A 20,448-nucleotide genomic window follows, 5' to 3' on the forward strand; every position below is an offset into this window, starting at 1 on the left:
ACGGCGGCGTCGTGGTCGAATCCGGCCACCCCCGCGACGTCCTGGGCAACCCCCAGCACGACCGCACCAAGGCATTCCTCTCCAAGGTGCTGTAGCAGCCGGTACGACGAGGAAGGGGCGGTACGGGATCCCGTACCGCCCCTTCCTCGTACGCGCTACTTCACGGCCAGCACGAGGGTGTCCGAGGGCGAGGCCCAGACGGGCCGGGCCTCGGCGAAGCCGGAGTCACGGAGGATCTCGGCGTGGCGGCGCGAGGACGGCATGTCGCCGTCGGCGTGCTCGCCGTAGATCTCGAAGCGGCGGGCGGTCGGCTCGGCGAGGACCGGGTGCTTGGCGGCCACGGCCCACCACTCCGCCCAGTCGAGGGCGCCGGCGGCCTTGGCGCGGTCCATGGCGGCATGACGGTGGGCCCGCTCGGCGGCGTTGATCCGGGGTGTGGTCTCGTCGATCATGTGGTCGGCGTTCATGAAGACTCCGCCGTCGCGGACGAGGCCCGCGAGCTGCCCGTACAGCGCGGTGAGCGGCTCGGTGTGGAGCCAGTGCAGCGCGGTGGCGGTGAGCACGGCGTCGTACGAGTCGTGCGGAAGCCCGGTGACCCACTCCGGGTCCTTGAGGTCGGCGGTCAGGAAGGTGACGCGCTCGTCGCCGGCGAAGTACCCCTCGGCGATGGCGAGCAGGGCGGGGTCGAGGTCGACACCGACGCTGGTCGCCTTCGGGAACCGCTTGAGCAGCCGATCCGTAATACTCCCTGTACCGCACGCCAGGTCCAGGACGCGGGGCTCCGGCCCCACCACGGCCTCGACCATGTCGAGCATCACGCGGAACCGCTCCTCGCGGTCCGGCATGTACCACTCCTGCTGACGGTCCCAGCTCTGCTGCCAGGCCGCCCAGTCGGTTCCGGTCGTAGCCGCGTCCGTCATCCCTCTGCCTCGCCCTCTTCGTAATACCCTCGGAGGGGGGACATCCATTACCCCCTCCGCACCCGACACTAGACCTCCGCCGTAAGGACTACAAGTGGAACTGGCCTATTACTCGGATTACGCCGTGCGTCTGGTCAACACCGAGGAGCCGGCCCGCAACAAGGACTCCCTGACCTCGGTCGAGGCGGTCCGGGAGCTCTTCGGCGCAGCCTCCCAGATGGCCCGGCGGGCGACGGACGCCGACGTCACGCGCTTCCGCTCGGTACGCGCCCGGCTGCGGGCGGTCTTCACCGCGGCGGACGAGGGGGACCACACCCAGGCGGTTGACCTGCTGAACTCACTGCTCCTGGAGTTCCCGGTCAGCCCGCAGATCTCCGGTCACGACTACCTCGACGACGAGGGCCATCCGCGCTGGCACATGCACCTCGCCGACCACCCCTCGAACGCGACCGCGGGATACGCGGCGATCGCGGCGATGGGTCTCGCCTTCCACCTCACGGAGTTCGGCGCCGACCGGCTCGGACTCTGCCAGGCCTCCCCCTGCCGCAACGCCTACCTCGACACCTCGACCAACCGCTCCCGCCGCTACTGCTCGGACCGCTGCGCCACCCGCGCCAACGTGGCCGCCTACCGGGCCCGCAAGCGCCTGGAGGCCGAACGGTCCGACCGGACCGGCCTGAGCGCGGAGAACAGCCAGGAGAGCACCACGCCGACCGACCGCTGACGCCCCGGGGTGACGGGCCGGTACCTGACCCGGACGCGCCCCAGCACCAGCTCGGCGGGTACGGCTCCGAAGACCCGGCTGTCGCCCTCGGCGTCCGGGTTGTCCCCGAGCACCCACCAGCCGGCGTCCCGTCGCTCGATCAGCCGCTTCACGATGAGCAGGTCCTGCTGGAGCGGGTGACGCAGGACGGCCACGCTCCCCACCTTCAACCGCCCCCCGTAGTGCACGAGGAGCTGATCGCCGTGGAGCAGCGTGGGCACCATGGACACCCCCGTCACCTCGGCGATCCCGAACAGTGGCCCGGACCCCCGCCCCGGCTCCCGCCCCGCCTCCGTCATCCGGCACCTCCCGATCCGATCGTCCACTCGTACACGAGTCCCATGGTGACCCTGGACTTTTGTCCTAAGCCCCAGGGGGCGCTCGCGAAAACGGCCCTCTCGGGGAGTAATCTCCCACCTGAGAAGACGATCACGAGGAAGGACAGCTCAATGCTCTCCCGCCTGTTTGCCCCCAAGGTGAAGGTCAGCGCCCACTGCGACCTCCCCTGCGGTGTCTACGACCCGGCCCAGGCCCGGATCGAGGCCGAGTCGGTCAAGGCCGTCCAGGAGAAGTACCAGGCCAACGAGGACGCGCACTTCCGCGCGCGTGCCACGGTCATCAAGGAGCAGCGCGCGGAGCTCGCGAAGCACCACATCTCGGTGCTGTGGAGCGACTACTTCAAGCCCCCGCACTTCGAGAAGTACCCGGAGCTGCACCAGCTCATCAACGACACCCTGAAGGCCCTCTCGGCCGCCAAGGCGTCGACGGACCCGAAGACGGGCGAGAAGGCGCTGGAACTCATCGCCGAGGTCGACCGGATCTTCTGGGAGACGAAGAAGGCCTGACCTTCCTCGCGCGAAGCACCGCCCGAAGGGGCCCGCCCGGCAATCCCGGACGGGCCCCTTCGGCTTGTGTGCCGTCCGGCCGGGTCAAGCCGTGGGCTCCACCGGGAGGGTGTAGCGGAGCTTCTGCTTCGACGTGGCGCCCAGGCGGTCGTAGAAGCGGATCGCGCCCTCGTTCCAGGTCGGGGTCTGCCACTGGATCTCGGTGAGGCCGAGGACGCGGGCCTCCTCGCGCAGGGCGTCGACGAGCAGGGGTCCAAGCCCCAGGCCGCGTTCGGCCGCGGAGAGGTAGAGGCAGTCCATGTGGAGGTACTCGGCGCCGTCCCAGGTGGAGAGCTCGGGGGCGCACGTGGCGTAGCCGACGAGGCGGCCGTCGGGGAGCTCGGCCACCAGGCAGCGCAGGCGGGGCGGTTCGGGACCGAAGAGGAGGCGGGCCAGCCGGTCCGCGAGACCGGGGGCCGGGGGCGTGGCCTTCTCGTACGCGGCGTGCTCGGCGGCCAGTTCGGCCACCCGGTCCAGATCCTCCGGAAGCGCGTGCCGTACGCATGCCGCGCTCAACGGAGCTCCCCCTCGACGGCCGCGGCCGCGCGCGTGGCCCCCGCCGCCGTCCCGTCCACAAGATCCTTCATACCGTCATCATGCCCGGCCCCACCGACATCCCGTGCCGGCGCAGCCACTGCCGGTACGGCGCGGCCCGAAGCGCCGCCTCTCGGTAGGCCGCCGCCAGGTCGGCGTAGAGCGGGTCGAGCAGCGCCCCGTCGCGGGCGTACAGGAGCAGCCGTACCGCCAGCGGGTCGTCCCTGAGCGGCCTGATCGCCATGTCCTCGCGTGGCAACGATGTCGGCTGGCAGGGCGCCACCGCCTCGCCGAGGACGATCAAGGACGCGGCCGTGTGGTAGTCGCCGTGCAGCAGCGGCGGGTCGATGCCGGCCTCGCTCAGGACGCGCCGCAGACCGTCCCACTCACCGTCCACCGTCGGGTCGACCATCCAGCGGTCCTCGGCGAGGTCCGCCAGCTCCACCACGGACAGCGCGGCGGCCGGGTGGTCCGGGGCCATCGAGACGAACTGCGGCTCCCGCTCGACCAGGACCCGCGCGAGGAGGCCGTCCGGCACCCGCAGCGGGCACCCCTCGACCTCGTGGACGAAGGCCACGTCCAGCTGGCCCACGGCGACCGACCGCAGCAGGGCGTTGGCGGAGACGTCCATGTGGAGCGCGATGTCCGTGCCCGGGAGGCCCTGTCGCAGCCGCCGCAGCCAACCCGGCAGTGCCCTGCTCGCGGTCGAACCGACCCGCAGCCGCGGCCCGTCGGTACGGGCGGCCGCGGCCCGGGTCTCCGTGATCAGCGCGGCCATCTGGTCGACGAGCGGGCGCGCCCTGCTGAGCACCGAGCGGCCCAGCGGTGTGGGGCGACAGCCGGTGCGGCCGCGTGCGAAGAGCTCCGCGCCGAGGGCGTTCTCGATGCGGCGCAGCTGTGTCGTCAACGAGGGCTGGCTCATGCCCAGTTGCCGCGCCGCCTTGTGCAGACTGCCCGTGTCCGCGATGGCGCAGAGCACGCGCAGATGCCTCACCTCCAGCTCCATGCCCCGAGGGTAGGGCCGCACCGGGGGCCGCACCAGACACCCTCGTCCCCTCAATTCCCGCTATTTCGAGGGGAGTTCAGACTCATCCCCATCGGGTGATGATGCCTTCGCGCTATCCCCTGCTGCCATCATCCGCAGCGGCCCCGGCTCCCCCGACACTCTCTCCAACCGACCAGGAGGAGCCACCCCCCATGAGACACCCCAAGGTCCTCACCGCCTCGCTCGCCGCCACCCTCGGCCTCGGACTCGCCGCCGCGCTGGGCGTCCCCACCGCCTCCGCCGCGCCCGTCGACTCCACCGCCGCACCCACCGGGTACGCGGCCTACGCCGGGTCCGCCGAGGACGCCAAGGCGACCAAGGCGTTCCACGAGGCCGTCATGAAGTCCGTGGCGAAGAAGCGGGCCGCCAACCCCGGCGCGGCCGCCGTCACCGTCGTGTACAGCGCCGCCAACGCCCCGAGCTTCCGCAGCCAGATCTCCCGCAGCACCCAGATATGGAACAGCTCTGTGGTCAACGTACGGCTGGTGGAGGGCAGCAACCCCGACTTCCGCTACTACGAGGGCAATGACTCGCGCGGTTCGTACGCCAGCACCGACGGGCACGGCAACGGCTACATCTTCCTCGACTACCGGCAGAACCAGCAGTACAACTCCACCCGCGTCACCGCCCACGAGACCGGGCACGTCCTCGGCCTCCCCGACCACTACTCGGGCCCGTGCAGCGAGCTGATGTCCGGCGGCGGTCCGGGCACCTCCTGCCAGAACGCCCAGCCCAACACCCAGGAGCGGGCGCGCGTCGACCAGCTGTGGCGCAACGGCCTCGCCTCGGCCGCGAAGACCTTCTGAGCCCACCCGGGCAAGCGACCGGCGGGGCGGACGGCCACGTGCCGCTCGCCCCGCCGAGAGCGAACATCCTTGGATCCGGGCCGAGTTGTGTGAAAGCTGGGAGCACACATCCCGGACACCGGAGGCGTCCCATGACCGCCGAGCACACGAACACCCTGTACGAGGCCGTGGGCGGCGCCGACGCGCTGCGCCGGTTGTCCGACACGTTCTACGAGGCGGTCCTGGCCGACCCCCTCCTCGCGCCCGTCTTCGCCGACTTCACCGCCGCCCATGTCGAGCACGTCGCCGTGTGGCTGGCGGAGGTCTTCTCGGGGCCCGCCGATTTCACGGCGGAGCTGGGCGGCCATCAGGCCCTGCTCCGCGCCCACCTCGGGCTCGGCATCACTGAGGAGCAGCGACTGCGCTGGATGGAGCTGATGACCGCGGCGGTGGAGAAGGAGCTGCCGGACGACGAGCTGCTGCGACGCCGGGTGGTGGAGTACTTCGACTGGGGGACCAGGATCGCCAAGGACGTCTCGGCCTCGGAGCCGGGCACGGATCTCGGCGAACCCGGACCCACCCCGCGCTGGGGATGGAACGGCCTCGCGTGACCCCCGTGCGCCCCGCCCGACGGCCTCGCGTGACCCCGGTGCGCCCCGCCCGACGGCCGCCCGGCCCCGCGCTCCGCGTTCAGGCGGCCTGACGCAGCCTGCGGCCGAACTCCGCCCCGTCCGGGAGCTGGCGCCTCACCCGCTCGAGGGCCTCGTCGAAGTCGCCCCCGGCGATGCCGGATTCGAAGGCGGCGCCGCCGTAGTGCAGCGTCAGACTCAGGTCCACGCGCTCACCGAGCGTCAGCAGGCAGCCGAGGGTGGCCTGCTGCGTGGCACCGTCCATGACGACGGGGAGCGGCAGGTCCCACTCCAGGACACAAGCGGTGAGGGCCTCGCCGCCCTCGTCCGTCGCGCGCAGGGCGTCGAAGGTCGCGCCCGTGTACTCGACTCCCCTGATGCGGGTGGACACCTGGCTCCCGCCCGCCGTGATCACGATCGCTTCCGCGCCGCTGCGGTCCCGGTACCAACCGGTCCAGATTTCTGACGACTCCGATGACATGCGCGGACTGTAGCGGTCTGACCGGCTCCTTCGCGCGTCCGGTCACCCCGGGGCCGGACTTCTCCCGGTCTCGCCGTTCTTGCCGGTCACGTGCGCGGTAGTGGCTTCCGCACCACCCTCGGGAGTTCCGTCCCCGGCCCCCTCAGAGGCGTCGTCGCCCCGGTCGGACCCCTCGGGGCCGACGTACGACCGGCAGCCCGGGTTGCCGCACGGCTGCACTTCCCACTCCGGCACCCAGGCCCCCAGGACCTTGTGCCGCTTCGCGACGATTCCGAGGGACCGTCCGCAGGCCCGACACGTGGGCGTGGCCTGCGGGTCCCGTACCGTACGCGGGGTTTGGCTGCCCATACCTCCCAGGGTAGGGCGCCGCCCTTGTCACCGCTTCCTGGTGTACGTACGGACGAGCACGCCGTTGTCGAAGGTCCGCACCGCGCCCAGTTCGAAGTCGCGGGGCTCGAAGTCGGCGCCGAACATCGGCATGCCGGAGCCGTAGACCTGCGGGTACGTCTTGATGATCAGCTCGTCGATCTCCTCGATGAGCTCGCCGGCGATGGTGGAGCCGCCGCAGAGCCAGATGTCGAGCGGGCTGTCCTCGGCCTTCAGTTCGCGGACCCGGCCGACCAGGTCGTCGGCGATCAGCTCGACGTTCGGATCGGGCGACTCGGCGAGCGAGCGGGTCGCGACGATCTCCCGGAGGTGCCCGTAGGGGCTGGTGACGCCGATGTCGAGGGCGAGCTGGTACGAGCCGAGGCCCTGGATGACGGTGTCGAAGTGCTTGTTGTCCGCGTCGATCCCGAGCGGCCCACGCCCCTGCGTCGGAATGGTCTCCGGGTACTCGGCGGCCATGAACCCCACGTACTGCGGGTCCAGGAACGTGAACATGGACGTGGCGTCCCCCTCGGGGTCGCCGATGAAGCCGTCGATGGTGCACGCGATGTAGTAGGTGAGCTTGCGCAAACCGGTCCTCTTCTTCTCTCGGGATGTGGGCTGCGACCGCAACCACGACAGTTATAGTGCTTCACTTGTAGTGGTTACGCAAGAGCTATCTTCCGACGAGAAGTGGAACCAGGAGGTCCGGTGGCGAGAAATCCCGAGCGGCGCGCGGCGCTGCTCGACGCGGCGATCGATGTGCTCGCGGACGAAGGTGCCCGTGGGCTCACCTTCCGGGCGGTGGACGCCCGGGCGGGTGTGCCCACGGGCACCTCGTCCAACTACTTCACCGACCGGGACCAGCTGCTGTCCCAGGTCGGGGACCGGATCTTCGTGCGGCTCACCCCTGAGCCGGGCACGCTGGACACGGCCCTGCGGCCGGAGCCCAGCCGTGAGCTGGTCGTCGAGCTGATGCGCTGGACCGCCCGGCGGATGGCGGCCGAGCGCAGCTGCTATCTGGGCCTGTTCGAGCTCCGCCTGGAGGCCACCCGCCGCCCCGAACTGCGCGACCGGCTCACGGAGGTGCTGCGCGGCGACCTCGCCTTCAACATCCGCCTGCATCTCGAATCAGGGATGCCGGGCGACGCGGACACGGTCCGGCTGCTCTACTTCGCCCTGACCGGACTGCTCTTCGACCACTTCACGGTCCCCGGGCTCCACGACGACCGCGAGCTGGACGTCCTCATCGAGACCGTGGTCCGCCGGATCGTCCCGGAGGACTGACGGTCAGCGCGTCCGGCGCGTGACGAACTCCGCCAGGGCCAGCAGGTCCCCCGCCGCCGTCAGATCCGGCACCGCGCGGGAGAGCTGCTGCACCGCCCTGGCCATCCGGTCGGCCGCCTGGGTCTGCGCCCAGTCCCGGCCACCCGCGCGCTCGACCGCGTCGAGGAGCGCCACGGCACGCCGGGGCTCGGCGAGGCCGTCCGCCCGAGCGCCGGTCACGTTGGTTTCCCTCCGTCTTGCGGTCCGTCCACGGCACGGCGGCCGTGCCGGGGCGGGGGGCCGTCGGCGCGGCCCCCCGCCCCGGATCGGCGATTCTCCGGATCGGCGAGATCAGCGCCAGCGGCTGACCTCCACGTTCTCCAGGACTCCCAGCGCGTCGGGCACGAGGATCGCCGCCGAGTAGTAGGCCGTGACCAGGTAGGAGATGATCGCCTGCTCGTCGATGCCCATGAAACGGACGGACAGGCTCGGCTCGATCTCGTCCGGAATGCCCGTCTGGTGGAGGCCGATCACGCCCTGGTCGGACTCGCCCGTACGCATACAGATGATCGAGGTGGTCCGGGCGTCCGAGACCGGGATCTTGTTGCACGGGTAGATCGGCACTCCGCGCCAGGTCGGGATCCGGTTGCCGTTGATCTCGATGGACTCGGGGACGAGACCACGCCGGTTGCACTCGCGCCCGAAGGCGGCGATCGCGCGCGGGTGGGCGAGGAACAGCTTGGAGCCCCGACGGCGCGAGAGGAGCTCGTCCATGTCGTCAGGGCTGGGCACGCCGTCGTGGGGCTGGAGCCGCTGCCCGTAGTCGCAGTTGGAGAGGAGGCCGAACTCCCGGTTGTTGATGAGCTCGTGCTCCTGGCGCTCGCGCAGCGCCTCGACCGTGAGCCGCAACTGCTGCTCGGTCTGGTTCATCGGCTGGTTGTACAGATCGGCGACGCGGCTGTGGACCTTCAGCACGGTCTGGGCGACGGACAGTTCGTACTCGCGCGGGGAGGCGTCGTAGTCCACGTAAGTGTGCGGGACGACCGCCTCGCCGACGTGGCCGGCGGAGAGGTCGATCTCGGCCTCGCCGTAATTGTTGGTGCGCTGGTGGGGCAGTGCCGCCACGCCCGCGAGGTGGGCGGCGAGCGACCCGGCCCGCTCGGCGAGGTTGCGCACGTCGTCGCGGGTGAGCTCGAGGACCGTGCAGGTGGTGGCCGCGCGGGCGGTCCACTCCCAGGTGGCGTCCTCGTGGGTCAGCGAGCTGTCGCCGAAGTAGGCGCCGTCGGCGAGGACTCCGAGGATCGCCTCGTCGCCGTACGGCCCCTCGCCGATCTGCTCGATCTTGCCGTGCGCAAGGAGGTGGACGCGGTCGGTGGGCTCGCCCGCGGTGGCGATCACCTCTCCGGGCGCGTACTGGCGCTGGCGGCAGCGCGAAGCGAGCTCGGTGAGCGCCTCCTCGTCCTCGTAGCCGCGCAGCGCCGGGAGTTCGCCGAGTTCGGCGGGGATCACGGCGACACGCTCTCCGGTCTGCACGAAGGTGACACGGCCGTCACCCACGGAGTAGCTGAGCCTCCGGTTCACCCGGTACGTACCGCCCTGGACCTGCACCCACGGCAGCGCCCGCAGCAGCCACCGAGAGGTGATCTCCTGCATCTGCGGGGCCGACTTGGTGGTGGTCGCCAGGTTCCGCGCGGCGGCGGTACCGAGACTCTGCTGCGGGCTTGCCTGTTCCGCGCGGACCTCGTCGCCAACCGAACCAACGGACATGGAACTCCCTCTCGATATGACTGAGCTGCGAGAGGAAGCCTTTCAGCACGGAGAGTGCGCGCGCCATTACACAAATGAGTGGGAGTGGATCACTCGCGGCTGGGCATGTCACCCGGTTTCCACTCGAACAGCACGTCCCCGTCCTTCTCCTGGCGCAGTGTCCGGATCGGCTCGCACACAGCCCGAACGGGTGGCCCGGAGCCGAGGACTCCGGTACTCCGGTAGTCGGTTCCGTCCCGTTCCGCTTACTCCGAAGGAGTCGGCCATGGCCCCACCCATGTCCGCGAGCAGGTTCCTCGACGCACTGCGCGACGAGGGCCTGACGGTCGTCCAGGTCGGCGACTGGCGCACGCACAACCGCAACCACAAGGGCCCCTGGGGCCCCGTCCACGGCGTGATGATCCATCACACCGTCACCCGGGGGACCGCGAACACCGTCCGGCTCTGCCGGGACGGCCACAGCACCCTGCCCGGGCCGCTCTGCCACGGCGTGATCGCCAAGGACGGCAGGGTCCACCTGGTCGGCTACGGCCGCGCCAATCACGCCGGAGCGGGCGACGACGACGTCCTGCGCGCGGTCATCGCCGAGCAGCGCCTCCCACCGGACAACGAGGCCACGACGGACGGCAACCGCCACTTCTACGGCTTCGAGTGCGAGAACCTCGGGGACGGCAAGGACCCGTGGCCCAAGGTCCAGCTGGAGGCGATCGAGAAGGCCGCGGCGGCCGTGTGCCGGGTGCACGGCTGGACCCACCGCTCGGTGATCGGCCACCTGGAGTGGCAGCCGGGGAAGGTGGACCCGCGCGGCTTCACGATGGCCTCGATGCGGGAGCGGATCGCGGAGCGCCTTCGGTAGACAATGGCCGGGTGAACGCGTTCGACCTCTCCCGGCTGCGGCCCCGGCTCCCGTCCCCCTTGGAGCCGGTCGAGGACGAGCGCTTCACCCGCCGGGACCTGCGGCTGCTGCTCAAGCGCGACGATCTGATCCATCCGGACCTGCCGGGCAACAAGTGGCGCAAGCTGGCGCTCAATCTGCGCGAGGCCGACGGCCGCCCGGTGCTCACCTTCGGCGGCGCGTACTCCAACCATCTGCGCGCCACGGCGGCCGCCGGCAGGCTCCTCGGCTTCGACACGATCGGGGTCGTACGGGGGGACGAACTGGCCGGCCGGCCGCTGAACCCCTCGCTGGCGCGGTGCGCGGCGGACGGGATGCGGCTGGTGTTCGTGGACCGGTCCACGTACCGGGCGAAGACGGACCCGACGGTGCTGGCGCGCGTCCTGGCGCTGGCGGCGGAGGCGCCCGGTGCCGCGGGGGCCGCCGTGGGGACCGCCGCGGACGCCCCGTACGTCGTCCCCGAGGGCGGCAGCAACGCCCTCGCCGTCGAGGGGTGCGTGGAGCTCGGACGCGAACTGCGCGGCGCCGCCGACGTGGTCGCCGTCGCCTGCGGCACAGGAGGCACGCTGGCGGGCCTGGCGGCCGGTCTGGGTCCCGGACAGAAGGCCCTCGGCGTCCCGGTCCTCAAAGGCGGCTTCCTGGGCGACGAGGTACGCGCCCTCCAACGCGCCGCCTTCGGCGGTCCTCGCGGCGACTGGAGCCTCGACGAGCGCTTCCACGGCGGCGGTTACGCCCGTACGACCCCCGTCCTCGACGCGTTCGCGCGGGACTTCGAAGAGCGGCATGGACTCGCCGTCGAGCGACTGTATGTGGCCAAAATGCTCCACGGCCTTGTCGTGCTGGCCGAGGAGGGCGCGTTCGCCCCGGGAACGACCGTCGCCGCGGTGGTCACGGGCAGCCCGTCCTGACCTCAGCCGGTCTCCTCGCGGTAGGCCGCCGCCTCCTCGAGATCCAGTCGGCGCAGCAGGGTGCGCATCATCTCGTCGTCGATGCCGCGCTCGTCCCGGAGCCGCACGAAGACCTCGCGCTCGGCCTCGATCATCTCCCTGGCCAGCCGCCGGTAGGTGTCGTCGACCGTCTCCCCCGTGACCTCGTTGACGGCGCCGAGGCGCTCCCACACCGCGTTGCGGCGCCGTTCAAGGACCGTGCGGAGCCGTTCGGCGAGCGGCTCGGGCAGGGCGTTGCGCTCGTCGCTCAGCAGCGCGTCGAGACGCTCCTCCGCGGCGCGGGACGCCTCGCTCTGGGCCTGGGCCTCGGCCAGGGTCTCCTGGTACGTGTCGCGGCCCGGCAGCTTCAGGAGCCTGATGAGCGGCGGCAGCGTGAGGCCCTGGACGACGAGCGTCCCGATCACGGTCGTGAAGGTGAGGAAGAGGACGAGGTTGCGCGCGGGGAACTCCACGCCGTCCGTCATCACCGGGATCGAGAAGGCGATGGCGAGGGAGACCACTCCCCGCATCCCGGCCCAGCCGACGATCAGCGGCGCCCTCCAGTCCACCCCCGGTTCGCGCTCCCTGATGCGCTCGGAGAGCCATCGGGGCAGGAAGGTGGCCGGGTAGACCCAGACGAACCGGACCACGACCACCGCGACGAACACGCCGACGGCGTACCAGATCGCCTCGGCGATCCCGTACCGCCCGAGGCCCTGGACGACGTACGGCAGTTGCAGCCCGATCAGGGCGAAGACGGCGGACTCCAGGATGAAGGCGACCATCTTCCACACGGCCTCCTCCTGGAGGCGGGTCGCGAAGTCCACCTGCCAGTTGCGGTGTCCGAGGAAGAGGCCGACCACGACCACCGCGAGGACACCGGAGGCGCCGACCTCCTCCGCCGCCGCGTAGGCGACGAAGGGGATCAGCAGCGAGAGGGTGTTCTGCAGCAGGGCCTCGCCGAGCCGGCAGCGCAGCCAGTGGATGGGGACCATCAGGACGAGACCGACGCCGATCCCGCCGATCGCCGCGAGCGCGAACTCGCCGAAGCCGCCCGCCCAGCTGATGCCCTCCCCGACCGCCGCGGCGAGCGCGACCTTGAAGGCCGTGATGGCGGTGGCGTCGTTCACCAGGGACTCGCCCTGGAGGATGGTGGTGATCCGGTTCGGCAGCCCCAGCTTGCGGGCGATCGCCGTCGCCGCGACCGCGTCCGGCGGCGCGACGACCGCGCCCAGCACGAGCGCGGCGGTCAGCGGCAGGTCCGGGACGAGCACGTACGCGAGCCAGCCGACGGCCACGGTGGCGAAGAGGACGTACCCGACCGAGAGCAGGGCGACGGGCCGGATGTTGGCCCGCAGATCGAGGTAGGAGGAGTCCACGGCCGCCGTGTAGAGGAGCGGGGGCAGGATGAGCGGAAGGACGATGTGCGGGTCGAGGGTGTAGTCCGGGACGCCGGGGACGTACGACGCCGCGAGGCCGACGGCCACCAGGAGCAGCGGCGCCGGTACGGGTGTCCGGCGGGCCAGGCCCGCCACCACGGCACTGGCCGCGACGAGTCCCACCAGCTCCAGTGCGTCCATTCCTCGGCCCCGTCCCCGTCTCGTTCCACCACGTAACCTGGCCATCATGAGCGAGTGCCCGCACGTTGCCGAAATGCCGCGCCCCGAACCGGCGCCGCTGACCGACACCTGCCCTGAATGCCTGGCCGACGGCACCCACCCCGTCCAGCTGCGGCTCTGCCTCAGCTGCGGACACGTGGGGTGCTGCGACTCCTCGTCGGGGCGGCACGCGACAGGGCACTTCTCGACCACCGGGCACCCCGTGATGCGGACCTTCGAGCGGAACGAACGCTGGCGCTGGTGCTTCGTGGACGGTTCGATCGTCTGAGGGCTGGGTACGACACCCCGGCGATCGACTGCCGGTCGCCGCGCAATTGGGCCCCGCAGACCTCTAGCCACTGTCCGTACTCGTGGCCTTACCATGAGTGACAGACGGGGGCGGGGTCCCGCCAAGGGCCCACGGCGACACGGCAGTATGGATCGCGATAGCGTCACCGCGGATTGCGCAACCGACTGCGCACCGCCCGGTTCGGGGGGCTTTCTCCCCCCGGGCCCCGAATGAGCTTGTGCCACCTTGGAGGTGAGGGTGTCCCAGATCGCAGGCGAGCCCGGGACCCAGGACTTCGTGGAAGTCCGGCTGCCCGCTGCGGGTGCCTACCTGTCCGTGCTGCGTACGGCCACGGCCGGTCTCGCGGCGCGCTTGGACTTCACCCTCGACGAGATCGAGGACTTGCGGATCGCGGTCGACGAGGCGTGCGCCATCCTGCTCCAGCAGGCCGTACCGGGGTCCGTACTGAGCTGCGTCTTCCGCCTGGTCGACGACTCGCTCGACGTGACGGTGTCGGCCCCGACGACGGACGGACGGGCACCGGAGCGGGACACCTTCGCGTGGACCGTGCTCTCCGCGCTGGCCGGGAAGGTCGAATCGTCCGTCGCGGAGGACCGTACGGTCTCCATCAGCCTGTACAAACAGCGCGGCGCGGGGCCAGGCCCGGCGTGAGGAGCGGGGACGCGACGGCCGGCATCCCTGAGCAGCAGGCGCGGCCGCATCCGGAGGTCGAGGTCGAGGTCGCTACGGAGCAGGCGGTCCACATGAGCGAGCACCAGCACAACGAGGTTTCCGAGCCGCGGGAGGCTCCGGAGACGCACGAGTCCCAGGAGGGCCCGGCGGCGCACCAGGCCCCGGAGGCCCCGGAGGCTCCGGAGACGCACGAGGCACCGGAGGCTCCGGAGACGCACGAGCCGCGTGAGGCTCCGCATCCGCACGACCGGAGCGGGGCGCGGGCGCTCTTCATCGAGCTGCGCAAGCTCCCGGAGGGCTCCGCAGAGAAGGCGGAGCTCCGCAATCAGCTGGTACGGATGCATCTGCCGCTGGTCGAGCACCTGGCCCGGCGCTTCCGCAACCGTGGCGAGCCGCTCGACGACCTGACGCAGGTCGCCACGATCGGCCTGATCAAGTCGGTGGACCGGTTCGACCCGGAGCGGGGCGTCGAGTTCTCGACGTACGCGACTCCGACGGTCGTCGGCGAGATCAAGCGCCACTTCCGCGACAAGGGCTGGGCGGTCCGGGTGCCGCGCCGCCTTCAGGAGCTGCGGCTCTCGCTGACGACGGCGACGGCGGAGCTCTCCCAGCTGCACGGCCGCTCGCCGACGGTGCACGAGCTGGCGGAGCGGCTCGGCATCTCGGAGGAGGAGGTCCTGGAGGGCCTGGAGTCGGCGAACGCCTACTCGACGCTCTCGCTGGACGTCCCGGACACGGACGACGAGTCCCCGGCGGTCGCGGACACGCTGGGCGCGGAGGACGAGGCCCTGGAGGGCGTCGAGTACCGCGAGTCGCTCAAGCCTCTCCTGGAGGACCTGCCGCCCCGGGAGAAGCGGATCCTGCTGCTGCGCTTCTTCGGCAACATGACGCAGTCGCAGATCGCGCAGGAGGTCGGCATCTCGCAGATGCACGTCTCCCGTCTGCTGGCCCGCACGCTGGCACAGCTCCGGGAGAAGCTCCTCGTGGAGGAGTAGTCACCACCGGCGGGCCGAAGGTCCGCCGCACGCCCGACGCGGGCGTTACGCCTCGCCGCGACGGCCGATGCCCAGGGCCTCGGTCGTCGCCGGGTTCACCAGGAGGACCAGGCCGGTCACGGCGAGGACCGCGAGGGCGATGCCCGCGGGGATCATGGCGCTGTTCGCCTGGAGGAGCTGCCAGGCGACGGGCAGGGCCAGGATCTGGGTGATGATCGCGGGACCGCGGCTCCATCCACGGCGCAGCAGCAGACCACGTGCCGCCGCCCCCGGGATCAGGCCGAGCGCGATCAGCGTCGCCCCGCCGGTGACCGCCTGGGTCAGGCTGTCGGGGTTTCCGGTGAGTCCGGTCACGAGCACGTACACGCCCCCGATCACCAGCGCGAGGGCCTCGATACCGGCCACCGCCGCGGCGGCGGTCAACCGGACAGGGCGGGGAGTCTGCTCCGTACTGCTCATACCAGGCAGGGTAGCCGGGGGTCGCTGCGGAGCTGTCCGGCAGGTGGCCGCGACTGGGATCGGTACCCCCGGGTAGGTACGCTGGCGGCCATGCGCGCACTTCTCGTGGTCAATCCGGCAGCCACCACCACCAGTGCGCGCACGCGTGACGTCCTCATCCACGCGCTCGCGAGCGAGATGAAACTGGAGGCCGTCACCACCGAGTACCGCGGCCACGCCCGCGATCTCGGCCGCCGGGCCGCGGACTCCGACGACATCGACATGGTCGTCGCCCTGGGTGGCGACGGCACCGTGAACGAGGTCGTGAACGGGCTGCTGCACAACGGGCCGGACCCGGAGCGGCTCCCCGGTCTCGCGGTGGTGCCCGGCGGGTCCACGAACGTCTTCGCCCGCGCGCTGGGGCTGCCCAACGACGCCGTCGAGGCGACCGGCGCACTGCTCGACGCGCTCCGTGAGCGCCGGGCACGCACAGTGAGCCTCGGGCTCGCGTCCGGGGCGCCCGGGACCGAGGACGAGGGAGTGCCGGCCCGCTGGTTCACCTTCTGCGCCGGCTTCGGTTTCGACGCCAGTGTCATCGGGCGAGTCGAACAGCAGCGGGAGCGCGGGAAGAGATCGACCCACGCGCTGTACCTGCGCCAGGTGGTCCGCCAGTTCCTCGGCGAGTCGAACCGACGGCACGGCACGATCACCCTGGACCGCCCCGGGGAGGACCCGGTCGAGGGCCTGGTCCTGTCGATAATCTGCAACACCTCCCCCTGGACCTACCTGGGCAATCGCCCGGTGTACGCGTCCCCGGAGGCATCCTTCGAGACCGCCCTGGACGTCCTCGGACTGAGCCGGCTCTCGACCCCCGCGGTGGCCCGCTACGCCACCCAGCTGCTCACTTCGTCCCCCGAGCGGGGCCCCCACGGCAAGCATGCCCTGTCTCTGCACGACCTGACCGACTTCACCTTGCATTCGAAGGTTCCGCTCCCTCTGCAGATGGACGGAGACCACCTCGGACTGCGTACCAGCGTGGCGTTCACAGGCGTTCGCCGTGCACTGCGTGTGATTGTGTGAGTGGAAGGGCCGAAAGTCCTTTCACTCGAACGTTTAGGCTGCCATCCACCCCTTAGAAGTACGGCTGTGACCTAGCCGACACCGAGGAATCAAAAAAAACTTTCCGGAAGGGGTTGTATCCGCTCCCGGGGTTTGGGAGTCTCTTCTTGGCGATCGGGACGGCCCGCAAGACCGGCCTCCACTGAGAGCCAGAACCCCTCCTCAATCCAAGGACCACACCAGTTCACCTGGCGGTCGGCCCTTCCCTTGCGGGGGGATTCGTGAAAGCGTTCACATTCACAAGCAACCCGCACGTAATACCAAGAGAGGTAGCAGCCATGGACTGGCGTCACAACGCCGTTTGTCGTGAGGAAGACCCCGAGCTGTTCTTCCCCATCGGCAACACCGGTCCTGCGCTGCTGCAGATCGAGGAAGCCAAGGCCGTCTGCCGCCGCTGCCCCGTCATGGAGCAGTGCCTGCAGTGGGCGCTCGAGTCCGGCCAGGACTCCGGCGTCTGGGGTGGCCTCAGCGAGGACGAGCGCCGCGCGATGAAGCGCCGTGCCGCTCGCAACCGGGCGCGCAACGCCAGCGCCTGAGCACCCTGACAAGCCTGAGGCAAGCGGCGCGTACATCGCGTACGCAATCACCGCCCCCGAGCCGCAGCGCGCAGCAGTAACCCACAGCATTCGAGCCCCGGACCGATCTCCTCGGTCCGGGGCTCGCTGCTGTGCTCACCCCTTCCGACCCGCGGACTCCCCCGGGCGCGCGCCTACTTCTGCGGCTGTACGGGGATGTCGAGGACGACCTTGGTCCCGCGCTCCGCGCCCGGCTGCATGTCGAACGTGCCGCCCAACTCCCCCTCGACCAGGGTCCGCACGATCTGCAGGCCGAGGTTGCCGGCGCGCTGCGGGTCGAAGCCCTCGGGCAGACCGCGGCCGTCGTCCCGGACGGTGATCAGCAGCCGGGCGTCGGCGCGGGGTTCGCCGCGGACGGCCGTGACCTCGACGGTGCCCTGCTCCCCCGGCGCGAACGCGTGCTCCAGGGCGTTCTGCAGCACTTCGGTGAGGACCATGGAGAGCGGGGTGGCGACCTCGGCGTCCAGGATGCCGAAGCGGCCGTTGCGCCGGCAGGTCACCTTGCCCGGCGAGATCTCGGCGACCATCGCGATCACGCGGTCGGCGATCTCGTCGAACTCCACGCGCTCGTCCAGGTTCTGGGAGAGCGTCTCGTGCACGATGGCGATCGAACCGACCCTGCGCACCGCCTCGTTGAGGGCCTCGCGCCCACGGTCGGAGTCCATCCGGCGCGCCTGGAGGCGCAGCAGGGCGGCCACCGTCTGGAGGTTGTTCTTCACCCGGTGGTGGATCTCCCGGATGGTCGCGTCCTTGGTGATCAACTCACGCTCACGACGACGCAGTTCGGTGACGTCGCGGAGCAGGACGAGCGAACCGATGCGGGTGCCCTTGGGCTTGAGCGGGATCGCCCGCAGCTGGATCACACCGCCGTTGCCCTCGACCTCGGCCTCGCGGGGGGCGTAGCCGGAGGCCAGTTTGACCAGGGCCTCGTCGACGGGACCGCGGGAGGGGGCGAGTTCGGCGGTGATCTGGCCGAGGTGCTGACCGACGAGGTCGGCGGCGAGGCCGAGCCGGTGGTACGCGGAGAGTGCGTTGGGCGAGGCGTACTGGACGATGCCGTCGGCGTCGAGTCGGATCAGGCCGTCGCCGGCGCGCGGCGAGGCGTCCATGTCGACCGCTTCGCCGGGGAAGGGGAAGCTGCCGGCGGCGATCATCTGGGCCAGGTCGGAGGCGGACTGGAGGTACGTGAGCTCCAGCCGGGACGGGGTGCGCACGGTGAGCAGGTTGGTGTTGCGGGCGATGACGCCGAGGACCCGGCCCTCTCGGCGCACGGGGATGGACTCGACCCGTACGGGGACCTCCTCGCGCCACTCGGGGTCGCCCTCGCGCACGATCCGGCCCTCGTCGAGGGCGGCGTCCAGGAGGGGACGGCGGCCGCGCGGAACGAGATGGCCGACCATGTCGTCCTGATAGGAGGTGGGGCCGGTGTTGGGCCTCATCTGGGCCACGGAGACGTACCGCGTGCCGTCGAGGGTGGGGACCCAGAGGACGAGGTCCGCGAAGGAGAGGTCGGAGAGCAGCTGCCACTCCGAGACCAGCAGGTGGAGCCACTCGAGGTCGGACTCACTCAGAGCGGTGTGCTGGCGGACGAGGTCGTTCATGGAGGGCACAGGTGCGAGCGTACCTGCGGAATTGAGACACGATGAACCTGGATCTCCCGGCGTTCGTGTTGGAGGATGGGCCGGGAAACACCGTGCGCATGTGGATGGACAGACGAGAATGGTCTAGTCCACAATGACTGTGCACCAGTTTCCATGAAGACCTCCGCCCTCCCCGCACAGGAGGGTGGACGAGGTACCCGGCGCTCTCTGCCCTGACTGCGCCGAGACCTCCCATACGGCCGAGGGACCGCACACCCCCGGCCGGGCAACTCCGGGCTGCGGTGCCGGACGGGTTGAGGGTCCCGTCGGGCGCCGTAGCCCGCGGGTTTTTCCGGAGGCCCTTCGCGCCCCCTTCAGCCCTTCGCCGGCATCGGCGCCGGCCAGGCCAGCATCGCCAGCTCGGCCACCGCCTCCAGCTCCGCCCTGGTCGCGCCGTCCCTGGACTGCTGGGACATGCCCTGGACGACCGCTCCGTACAGCCGGGCCAGCGCGCCCGCGTCGGTGTCGCCCGGCAGCTCACCGGCCTCGACGCCTTGGCGGATCCGGGCCTCGAACGACGCCAGATTGCTGTTGCGCCGCTCCCGCAGGGCCTCCTCGACCTCCGGGGTCGAGCAGTTGATCGCCGCGGAGATCATCAGGCAGCCGCGCGGATGGGACGGGTCGGTGAAGACGTCCGCCGCCTCCACGAGCATCCGACCGAAGGCGCCGCGCGCCGTCGGCTCCTCCTCGAAGGCCAGGCCGCCGTACGCGCCGTAGCTGACGGCGTACGCCTGCACGACCTCCTCGAACAGGGCCTTCTTGTCACCGAAGGCCGCGTAGAGGCTGGGCGCGCTGATACCCATGGCGCGGGTGAGGTCGGAGACGGAGGTGGTCTCGTACCCGTGCTCCCAGAACGCCATCGTGGCCTGCTCCAGCGCCGTGAGGCGATCGAAGGAGCGGGGGCGGCCACGCTGTTTGGTCGTCATGGGGACACATTCTATAGCGGCCGTTACGAAACGATGCTACGGTTCTTTCTGTAACGACCACTATGAAATTAGGGGGGCGTCCGATGGGTGCGCTCAAGGGGAAGACGGCACTGGTCACGGGCGGCGGCCGGGGAATCGGGCGAGGTATCGCGGAGCGGCTCGGGCGGGACGGCGCCCGGGTCGCGGTGCACTACGGGGCCAACGAGGCGGCGGCGAAGGAGACGGTCTCGGCGATCGAGGCGGCCGGCGGCGAGGCGTTCGCGATCGGCCAGGAGCTGGGGGTACCGGGGGACGCGGCGGCGCTGTGGGCACGGTTCGACGCCCATACGGAAGGGCTCGACATCCTCGTCAACAACGCGGGGATCGGGGCCTCGCGGCCCTTCTCCGCGATCGACGAGACGGAGTACGACCGGCTCTTCGCGGTGAACACGAAGGCCCCGTTCTTCCTGGCGCAACAGGGTGCCGAGCGCCTGCGCGACGGGGGCCGGATCGTCAACATCTCCACCGGGCTGAGCCACGCCGCGATGATGCCGGAGCTGATCGCCTACGCGATGTCCAAGAGCGCCCTGGACACCTTCACGCGCTATCTGTCCAAGGTGCTGGGCGCCCGGGGCATCACGGTGAACGCGGTGGCGCCGGGGATCGTGGACACGGACGTCAACGCGGACTGGCTGCGGGGGAACGAGGAGGCGTGGGCGGGCGCGGCGGCGCTGTCGGCACTAGGAGCGGTCGGCACACCGGCGGACATAGCCGATGTGGTTGCCTTCCTGGCCTCGCACGACGGGCGCTGGGTGACGGGCCAGTGGATCGACGCCACGGGAGGGTCGATCGCCTGACCGGGGACGGGACTCAGGTGGCTGCGCGGGTCGCCCCGTTCGACCATGGGGATGGCACCGTCCACCGACCGGAACGGC

General features: G+C 70.9%; 24 protein-coding genes and 2 pseudogenes. 14 read left to right on the forward strand and 12 right to left on the reverse strand.

The features are described 5' to 3' along the window. A pseudogene (locus tag ACFQ7Q_RS23920) lies at nt 1-95 on the forward strand (ectoine/hydroxyectoine ABC transporter ATP-binding protein EhuA); the annotation flags it as partial. Nucleotides 96-155: 60 nt separating this feature from the next. Here ACFQ7Q_RS23920 and ACFQ7Q_RS23925 read toward each other — a convergent pair. Further along, the gene (locus ACFQ7Q_RS23925) at nt 156-920 is read right to left on the reverse strand and encodes a class I SAM-dependent methyltransferase (RefSeq protein ID WP_383558595.1); all 765 of its coding nucleotides are present in this window, start codon (nt 918-920) and stop codon (nt 156-158) included. A gap of 94 nt (nt 921-1,014) precedes the next feature. On the opposite strand from ACFQ7Q_RS23925, the gene ACFQ7Q_RS23930 reads away from it, so the two are divergent. Beyond that, on the forward strand, nt 1,015-1,644 hold the full coding sequence (locus ACFQ7Q_RS23930) for a CGNR zinc finger domain-containing protein (RefSeq protein WP_383558597.1): 630 nt from the start codon (nt 1,015-1,017) through the stop codon (nt 1,642-1,644). Here the strand turns inward: ACFQ7Q_RS23930 and sodX are convergent. Continuing rightward, nucleotides 1,548-1,982 carry a nickel-type superoxide dismutase maturation protease gene (sodX, locus tag ACFQ7Q_RS23935; protein WP_383558599.1) on the reverse strand — a complete coding sequence of 145 codons (435 nt, stop codon included), beginning with the start codon at nt 1,980-1,982 and terminating at the stop codon, nt 1,548-1,550. The genes ACFQ7Q_RS23930 and sodX overlap by 97 nt on opposite strands. Before the next feature lie 150 nt (nt 1,983-2,132). Between sodX and sodN the strand changes: the two genes are divergently transcribed. Further along, entirely contained in the window at nt 2,133-2,528 is a 396-nt protein-coding gene (gene sodN / locus ACFQ7Q_RS23940; RefSeq protein ID WP_137993403.1) for a superoxide dismutase, Ni, read from the forward strand. 84 nt (nt 2,529-2,612) lie between these two features. Here the strand turns inward: sodN and ACFQ7Q_RS23945 are convergent, their stop codons facing one another. Both ACFQ7Q_RS23945 and ACFQ7Q_RS23950 read right to left on the reverse strand, forming a co-directional pair. Then, nucleotides 2,613-3,083: a GNAT family N-acetyltransferase gene (locus ACFQ7Q_RS23945; RefSeq protein ID WP_383558600.1), complete on the reverse strand. Its 471-nt coding sequence runs from the start codon at nt 3,081-3,083 to the stop codon at nt 2,613-2,615. 67 nt (nt 3,084-3,150) lie between these two features. Continuing rightward, nucleotides 3,151-4,107, reverse strand: coding sequence for a LysR family transcriptional regulator (locus ACFQ7Q_RS23950; RefSeq protein WP_383558602.1), 957 nt, complete (start codon nt 4,105-4,107; stop codon nt 3,151-3,153). Between the two features lie 191 nt (nt 4,108-4,298). On the opposite strand from ACFQ7Q_RS23950, the gene snpA reads away from it, so the two are divergent. Both snpA and ACFQ7Q_RS23960 read left to right on the forward strand, forming a co-directional pair. Next, complete coding sequence (snpA, locus tag ACFQ7Q_RS23955; RefSeq protein WP_383558603.1) at nt 4,299-4,952, forward strand: snapalysin; 654 nt, start codon at nt 4,299-4,301, stop codon at nt 4,950-4,952. Between the two features lie 131 nt (nt 4,953-5,083). After that, the gene (locus ACFQ7Q_RS23960; RefSeq protein WP_383558605.1) at nt 5,084-5,542 is read left to right on the forward strand and encodes a group II truncated hemoglobin; all 459 of its coding nucleotides are present in this window, start codon (nt 5,084-5,086) and stop codon (nt 5,540-5,542) included. 79 nt (nt 5,543-5,621) lie between these two features. On the opposite strand, the gene ACFQ7Q_RS23965 is transcribed toward ACFQ7Q_RS23960, so the two are convergent. Both ACFQ7Q_RS23965 and ACFQ7Q_RS23970 read right to left on the reverse strand, forming a co-directional pair. Continuing rightward, complete coding sequence (locus ACFQ7Q_RS23965; protein ID WP_383558607.1) at nt 5,622-6,041, reverse strand: DUF6304 family protein; 420 nt, start codon at nt 6,039-6,041, stop codon at nt 5,622-5,624. 375 nt (nt 6,042-6,416) lie between these two features. After that, nucleotides 6,417-6,998, reverse strand: a complete 582-nt coding sequence (locus ACFQ7Q_RS23970; RefSeq protein ID WP_383558609.1) for a dihydrofolate reductase family protein — start codon at nt 6,996-6,998, stop codon at nt 6,417-6,419. Between the two features lie 120 nt (nt 6,999-7,118). On the opposite strand from ACFQ7Q_RS23970, the gene ACFQ7Q_RS23975 reads away from it, so the two are divergent. Next, a complete protein-coding gene (locus tag ACFQ7Q_RS23975) occupies nt 7,119-7,694 on the forward strand; it encodes a TetR/AcrR family transcriptional regulator (RefSeq protein WP_383558610.1) in 576 nt (191 codons plus the stop codon). A gap of 3 nt (nt 7,695-7,697) precedes the next feature. Here ACFQ7Q_RS23975 and ACFQ7Q_RS23980 read toward each other — a convergent pair. Together ACFQ7Q_RS23980 and ACFQ7Q_RS23985 are read right to left on the reverse strand one after the other, a co-directional pair. Then, nucleotides 7,698-7,856 (reverse strand): annotated as a pseudogene (locus tag ACFQ7Q_RS23980) (polyprenyl synthetase family protein); the annotation flags it as partial. Nucleotides 7,857-8,024: 168 nt separating this feature from the next. Continuing rightward, a complete protein-coding gene (locus tag ACFQ7Q_RS23985; protein ID WP_383558611.1) occupies nt 8,025-9,440 on the reverse strand; it encodes a family 2B encapsulin nanocompartment shell protein in 1,416 nt (471 codons plus the stop codon). A gap of 265 nt (nt 9,441-9,705) precedes the next feature. On the opposite strand from ACFQ7Q_RS23985, the gene ACFQ7Q_RS23990 reads away from it, so the two are divergent. Both ACFQ7Q_RS23990 and ACFQ7Q_RS23995 read left to right on the forward strand, forming a co-directional pair. Beyond that, the gene (locus ACFQ7Q_RS23990) at nt 9,706-10,296 is read left to right on the forward strand and encodes an N-acetylmuramoyl-L-alanine amidase (RefSeq protein WP_329116169.1); all 591 of its coding nucleotides are present in this window, start codon (nt 9,706-9,708) and stop codon (nt 10,294-10,296) included. An 11-nt stretch (nt 10,297-10,307) separates the two neighbouring features. Then, nucleotides 10,308-11,243 (forward strand): 1-aminocyclopropane-1-carboxylate deaminase/D-cysteine desulfhydrase, encoded by a 936-nt coding sequence (locus ACFQ7Q_RS23995; protein ID WP_383558613.1) that lies wholly within the window; start codon nt 10,308-10,310, stop codon nt 11,241-11,243. 2 nt (nt 11,244-11,245) lie between these two features. On the opposite strand, the gene ACFQ7Q_RS24000 is transcribed toward ACFQ7Q_RS23995, so the two are convergent. Beyond that, entirely contained in the window at nt 11,246-12,841 is a 1,596-nt protein-coding gene (locus ACFQ7Q_RS24000; protein ID WP_383558614.1) for a Na+/H+ antiporter, read from the reverse strand. A 46-nt stretch (nt 12,842-12,887) separates the two neighbouring features. Here ACFQ7Q_RS24000 and ACFQ7Q_RS24005 point away from each other — a divergent pair, with 46 nt between their 5' ends. The 3 genes from ACFQ7Q_RS24005 (at nt 12,888) to ACFQ7Q_RS24015 (ending at nt 14,836) form a co-directional block, all read left to right on the forward strand. After that, complete coding sequence (locus tag ACFQ7Q_RS24005; protein WP_383558615.1) at nt 12,888-13,148, forward strand: UBP-type zinc finger domain-containing protein; 261 nt, start codon at nt 12,888-12,890, stop codon at nt 13,146-13,148. A gap of 258 nt (nt 13,149-13,406) precedes the next feature. Next, nucleotides 13,407-13,820, forward strand: a complete 414-nt coding sequence (locus tag ACFQ7Q_RS24010; protein ID WP_015036094.1) for an anti-sigma regulatory factor — start codon at nt 13,407-13,409, stop codon at nt 13,818-13,820. Further along, nucleotides 13,817-14,836 carry a SigB/SigF/SigG family RNA polymerase sigma factor gene (locus tag ACFQ7Q_RS24015; protein WP_383558616.1) on the forward strand — a complete coding sequence of 340 codons (1,020 nt, stop codon included), beginning with the start codon at nt 13,817-13,819 and terminating at the stop codon, nt 14,834-14,836. Before ACFQ7Q_RS24010 ends, ACFQ7Q_RS24015 begins: the two co-directional genes overlap by 4 nt. 45 nt (nt 14,837-14,881) lie before the next feature. Here ACFQ7Q_RS24015 and ACFQ7Q_RS24020 read toward each other — a convergent pair whose 3' ends face one another. Then, entirely contained in the window at nt 14,882-15,295 is a 414-nt protein-coding gene (locus ACFQ7Q_RS24020; protein WP_383558617.1) for a hypothetical protein, read from the reverse strand. A 90-nt stretch (nt 15,296-15,385) separates the two neighbouring features. On the opposite strand from ACFQ7Q_RS24020, the gene ACFQ7Q_RS24025 reads away from it, so the two are divergent. Both ACFQ7Q_RS24025 and ACFQ7Q_RS24030 read left to right on the forward strand, forming a co-directional pair. Beyond that, nucleotides 15,386-16,354, forward strand: coding sequence for a diacylglycerol/lipid kinase family protein (locus ACFQ7Q_RS24025; protein ID WP_383558619.1), 969 nt, complete (start codon nt 15,386-15,388; stop codon nt 16,352-16,354). A gap of 317 nt (nt 16,355-16,671) precedes the next feature. Continuing rightward, nucleotides 16,672-16,929 (forward strand): WhiB family transcriptional regulator, encoded by a 258-nt coding sequence (locus ACFQ7Q_RS24030; protein WP_003953983.1) that lies wholly within the window; start codon nt 16,672-16,674, stop codon nt 16,927-16,929. Between the two features lie 173 nt (nt 16,930-17,102). Here the strand turns inward: ACFQ7Q_RS24030 and ACFQ7Q_RS24035 are convergent, their stop codons facing one another. Both ACFQ7Q_RS24035 and ACFQ7Q_RS24040 read right to left on the reverse strand, forming a co-directional pair. Further along, nucleotides 17,103-18,569, reverse strand: a complete 1,467-nt coding sequence (locus ACFQ7Q_RS24035) for a PAS domain-containing sensor histidine kinase (RefSeq protein ID WP_329125378.1) — start codon at nt 18,567-18,569, stop codon at nt 17,103-17,105. A gap of 353 nt (nt 18,570-18,922) precedes the next feature. Beyond that, complete coding sequence (locus tag ACFQ7Q_RS24040) at nt 18,923-19,534, reverse strand: TetR/AcrR family transcriptional regulator (protein WP_383558621.1); 612 nt, start codon at nt 19,532-19,534, stop codon at nt 18,923-18,925. Nucleotides 19,535-19,617: 83 nt separating this feature from the next. Here ACFQ7Q_RS24040 and ACFQ7Q_RS24045 point away from each other — a divergent pair, with 83 nt between their 5' ends. Then, the gene (locus tag ACFQ7Q_RS24045) at nt 19,618-20,370 is read left to right on the forward strand and encodes an SDR family oxidoreductase (RefSeq protein WP_383558623.1); all 753 of its coding nucleotides are present in this window, start codon (nt 19,618-19,620) and stop codon (nt 20,368-20,370) included. The last annotated feature ends 78 nt before the right edge of the window (nt 20,371-20,448 follow it).

This window comes from Streptomyces sp. NPDC056527, from assembly GCF_042794475.1.
In the GTDB taxonomy this organism is placed as follows: Bacteria; Actinomycetota; Actinomycetes; order Streptomycetales; family Streptomycetaceae; genus Streptomyces.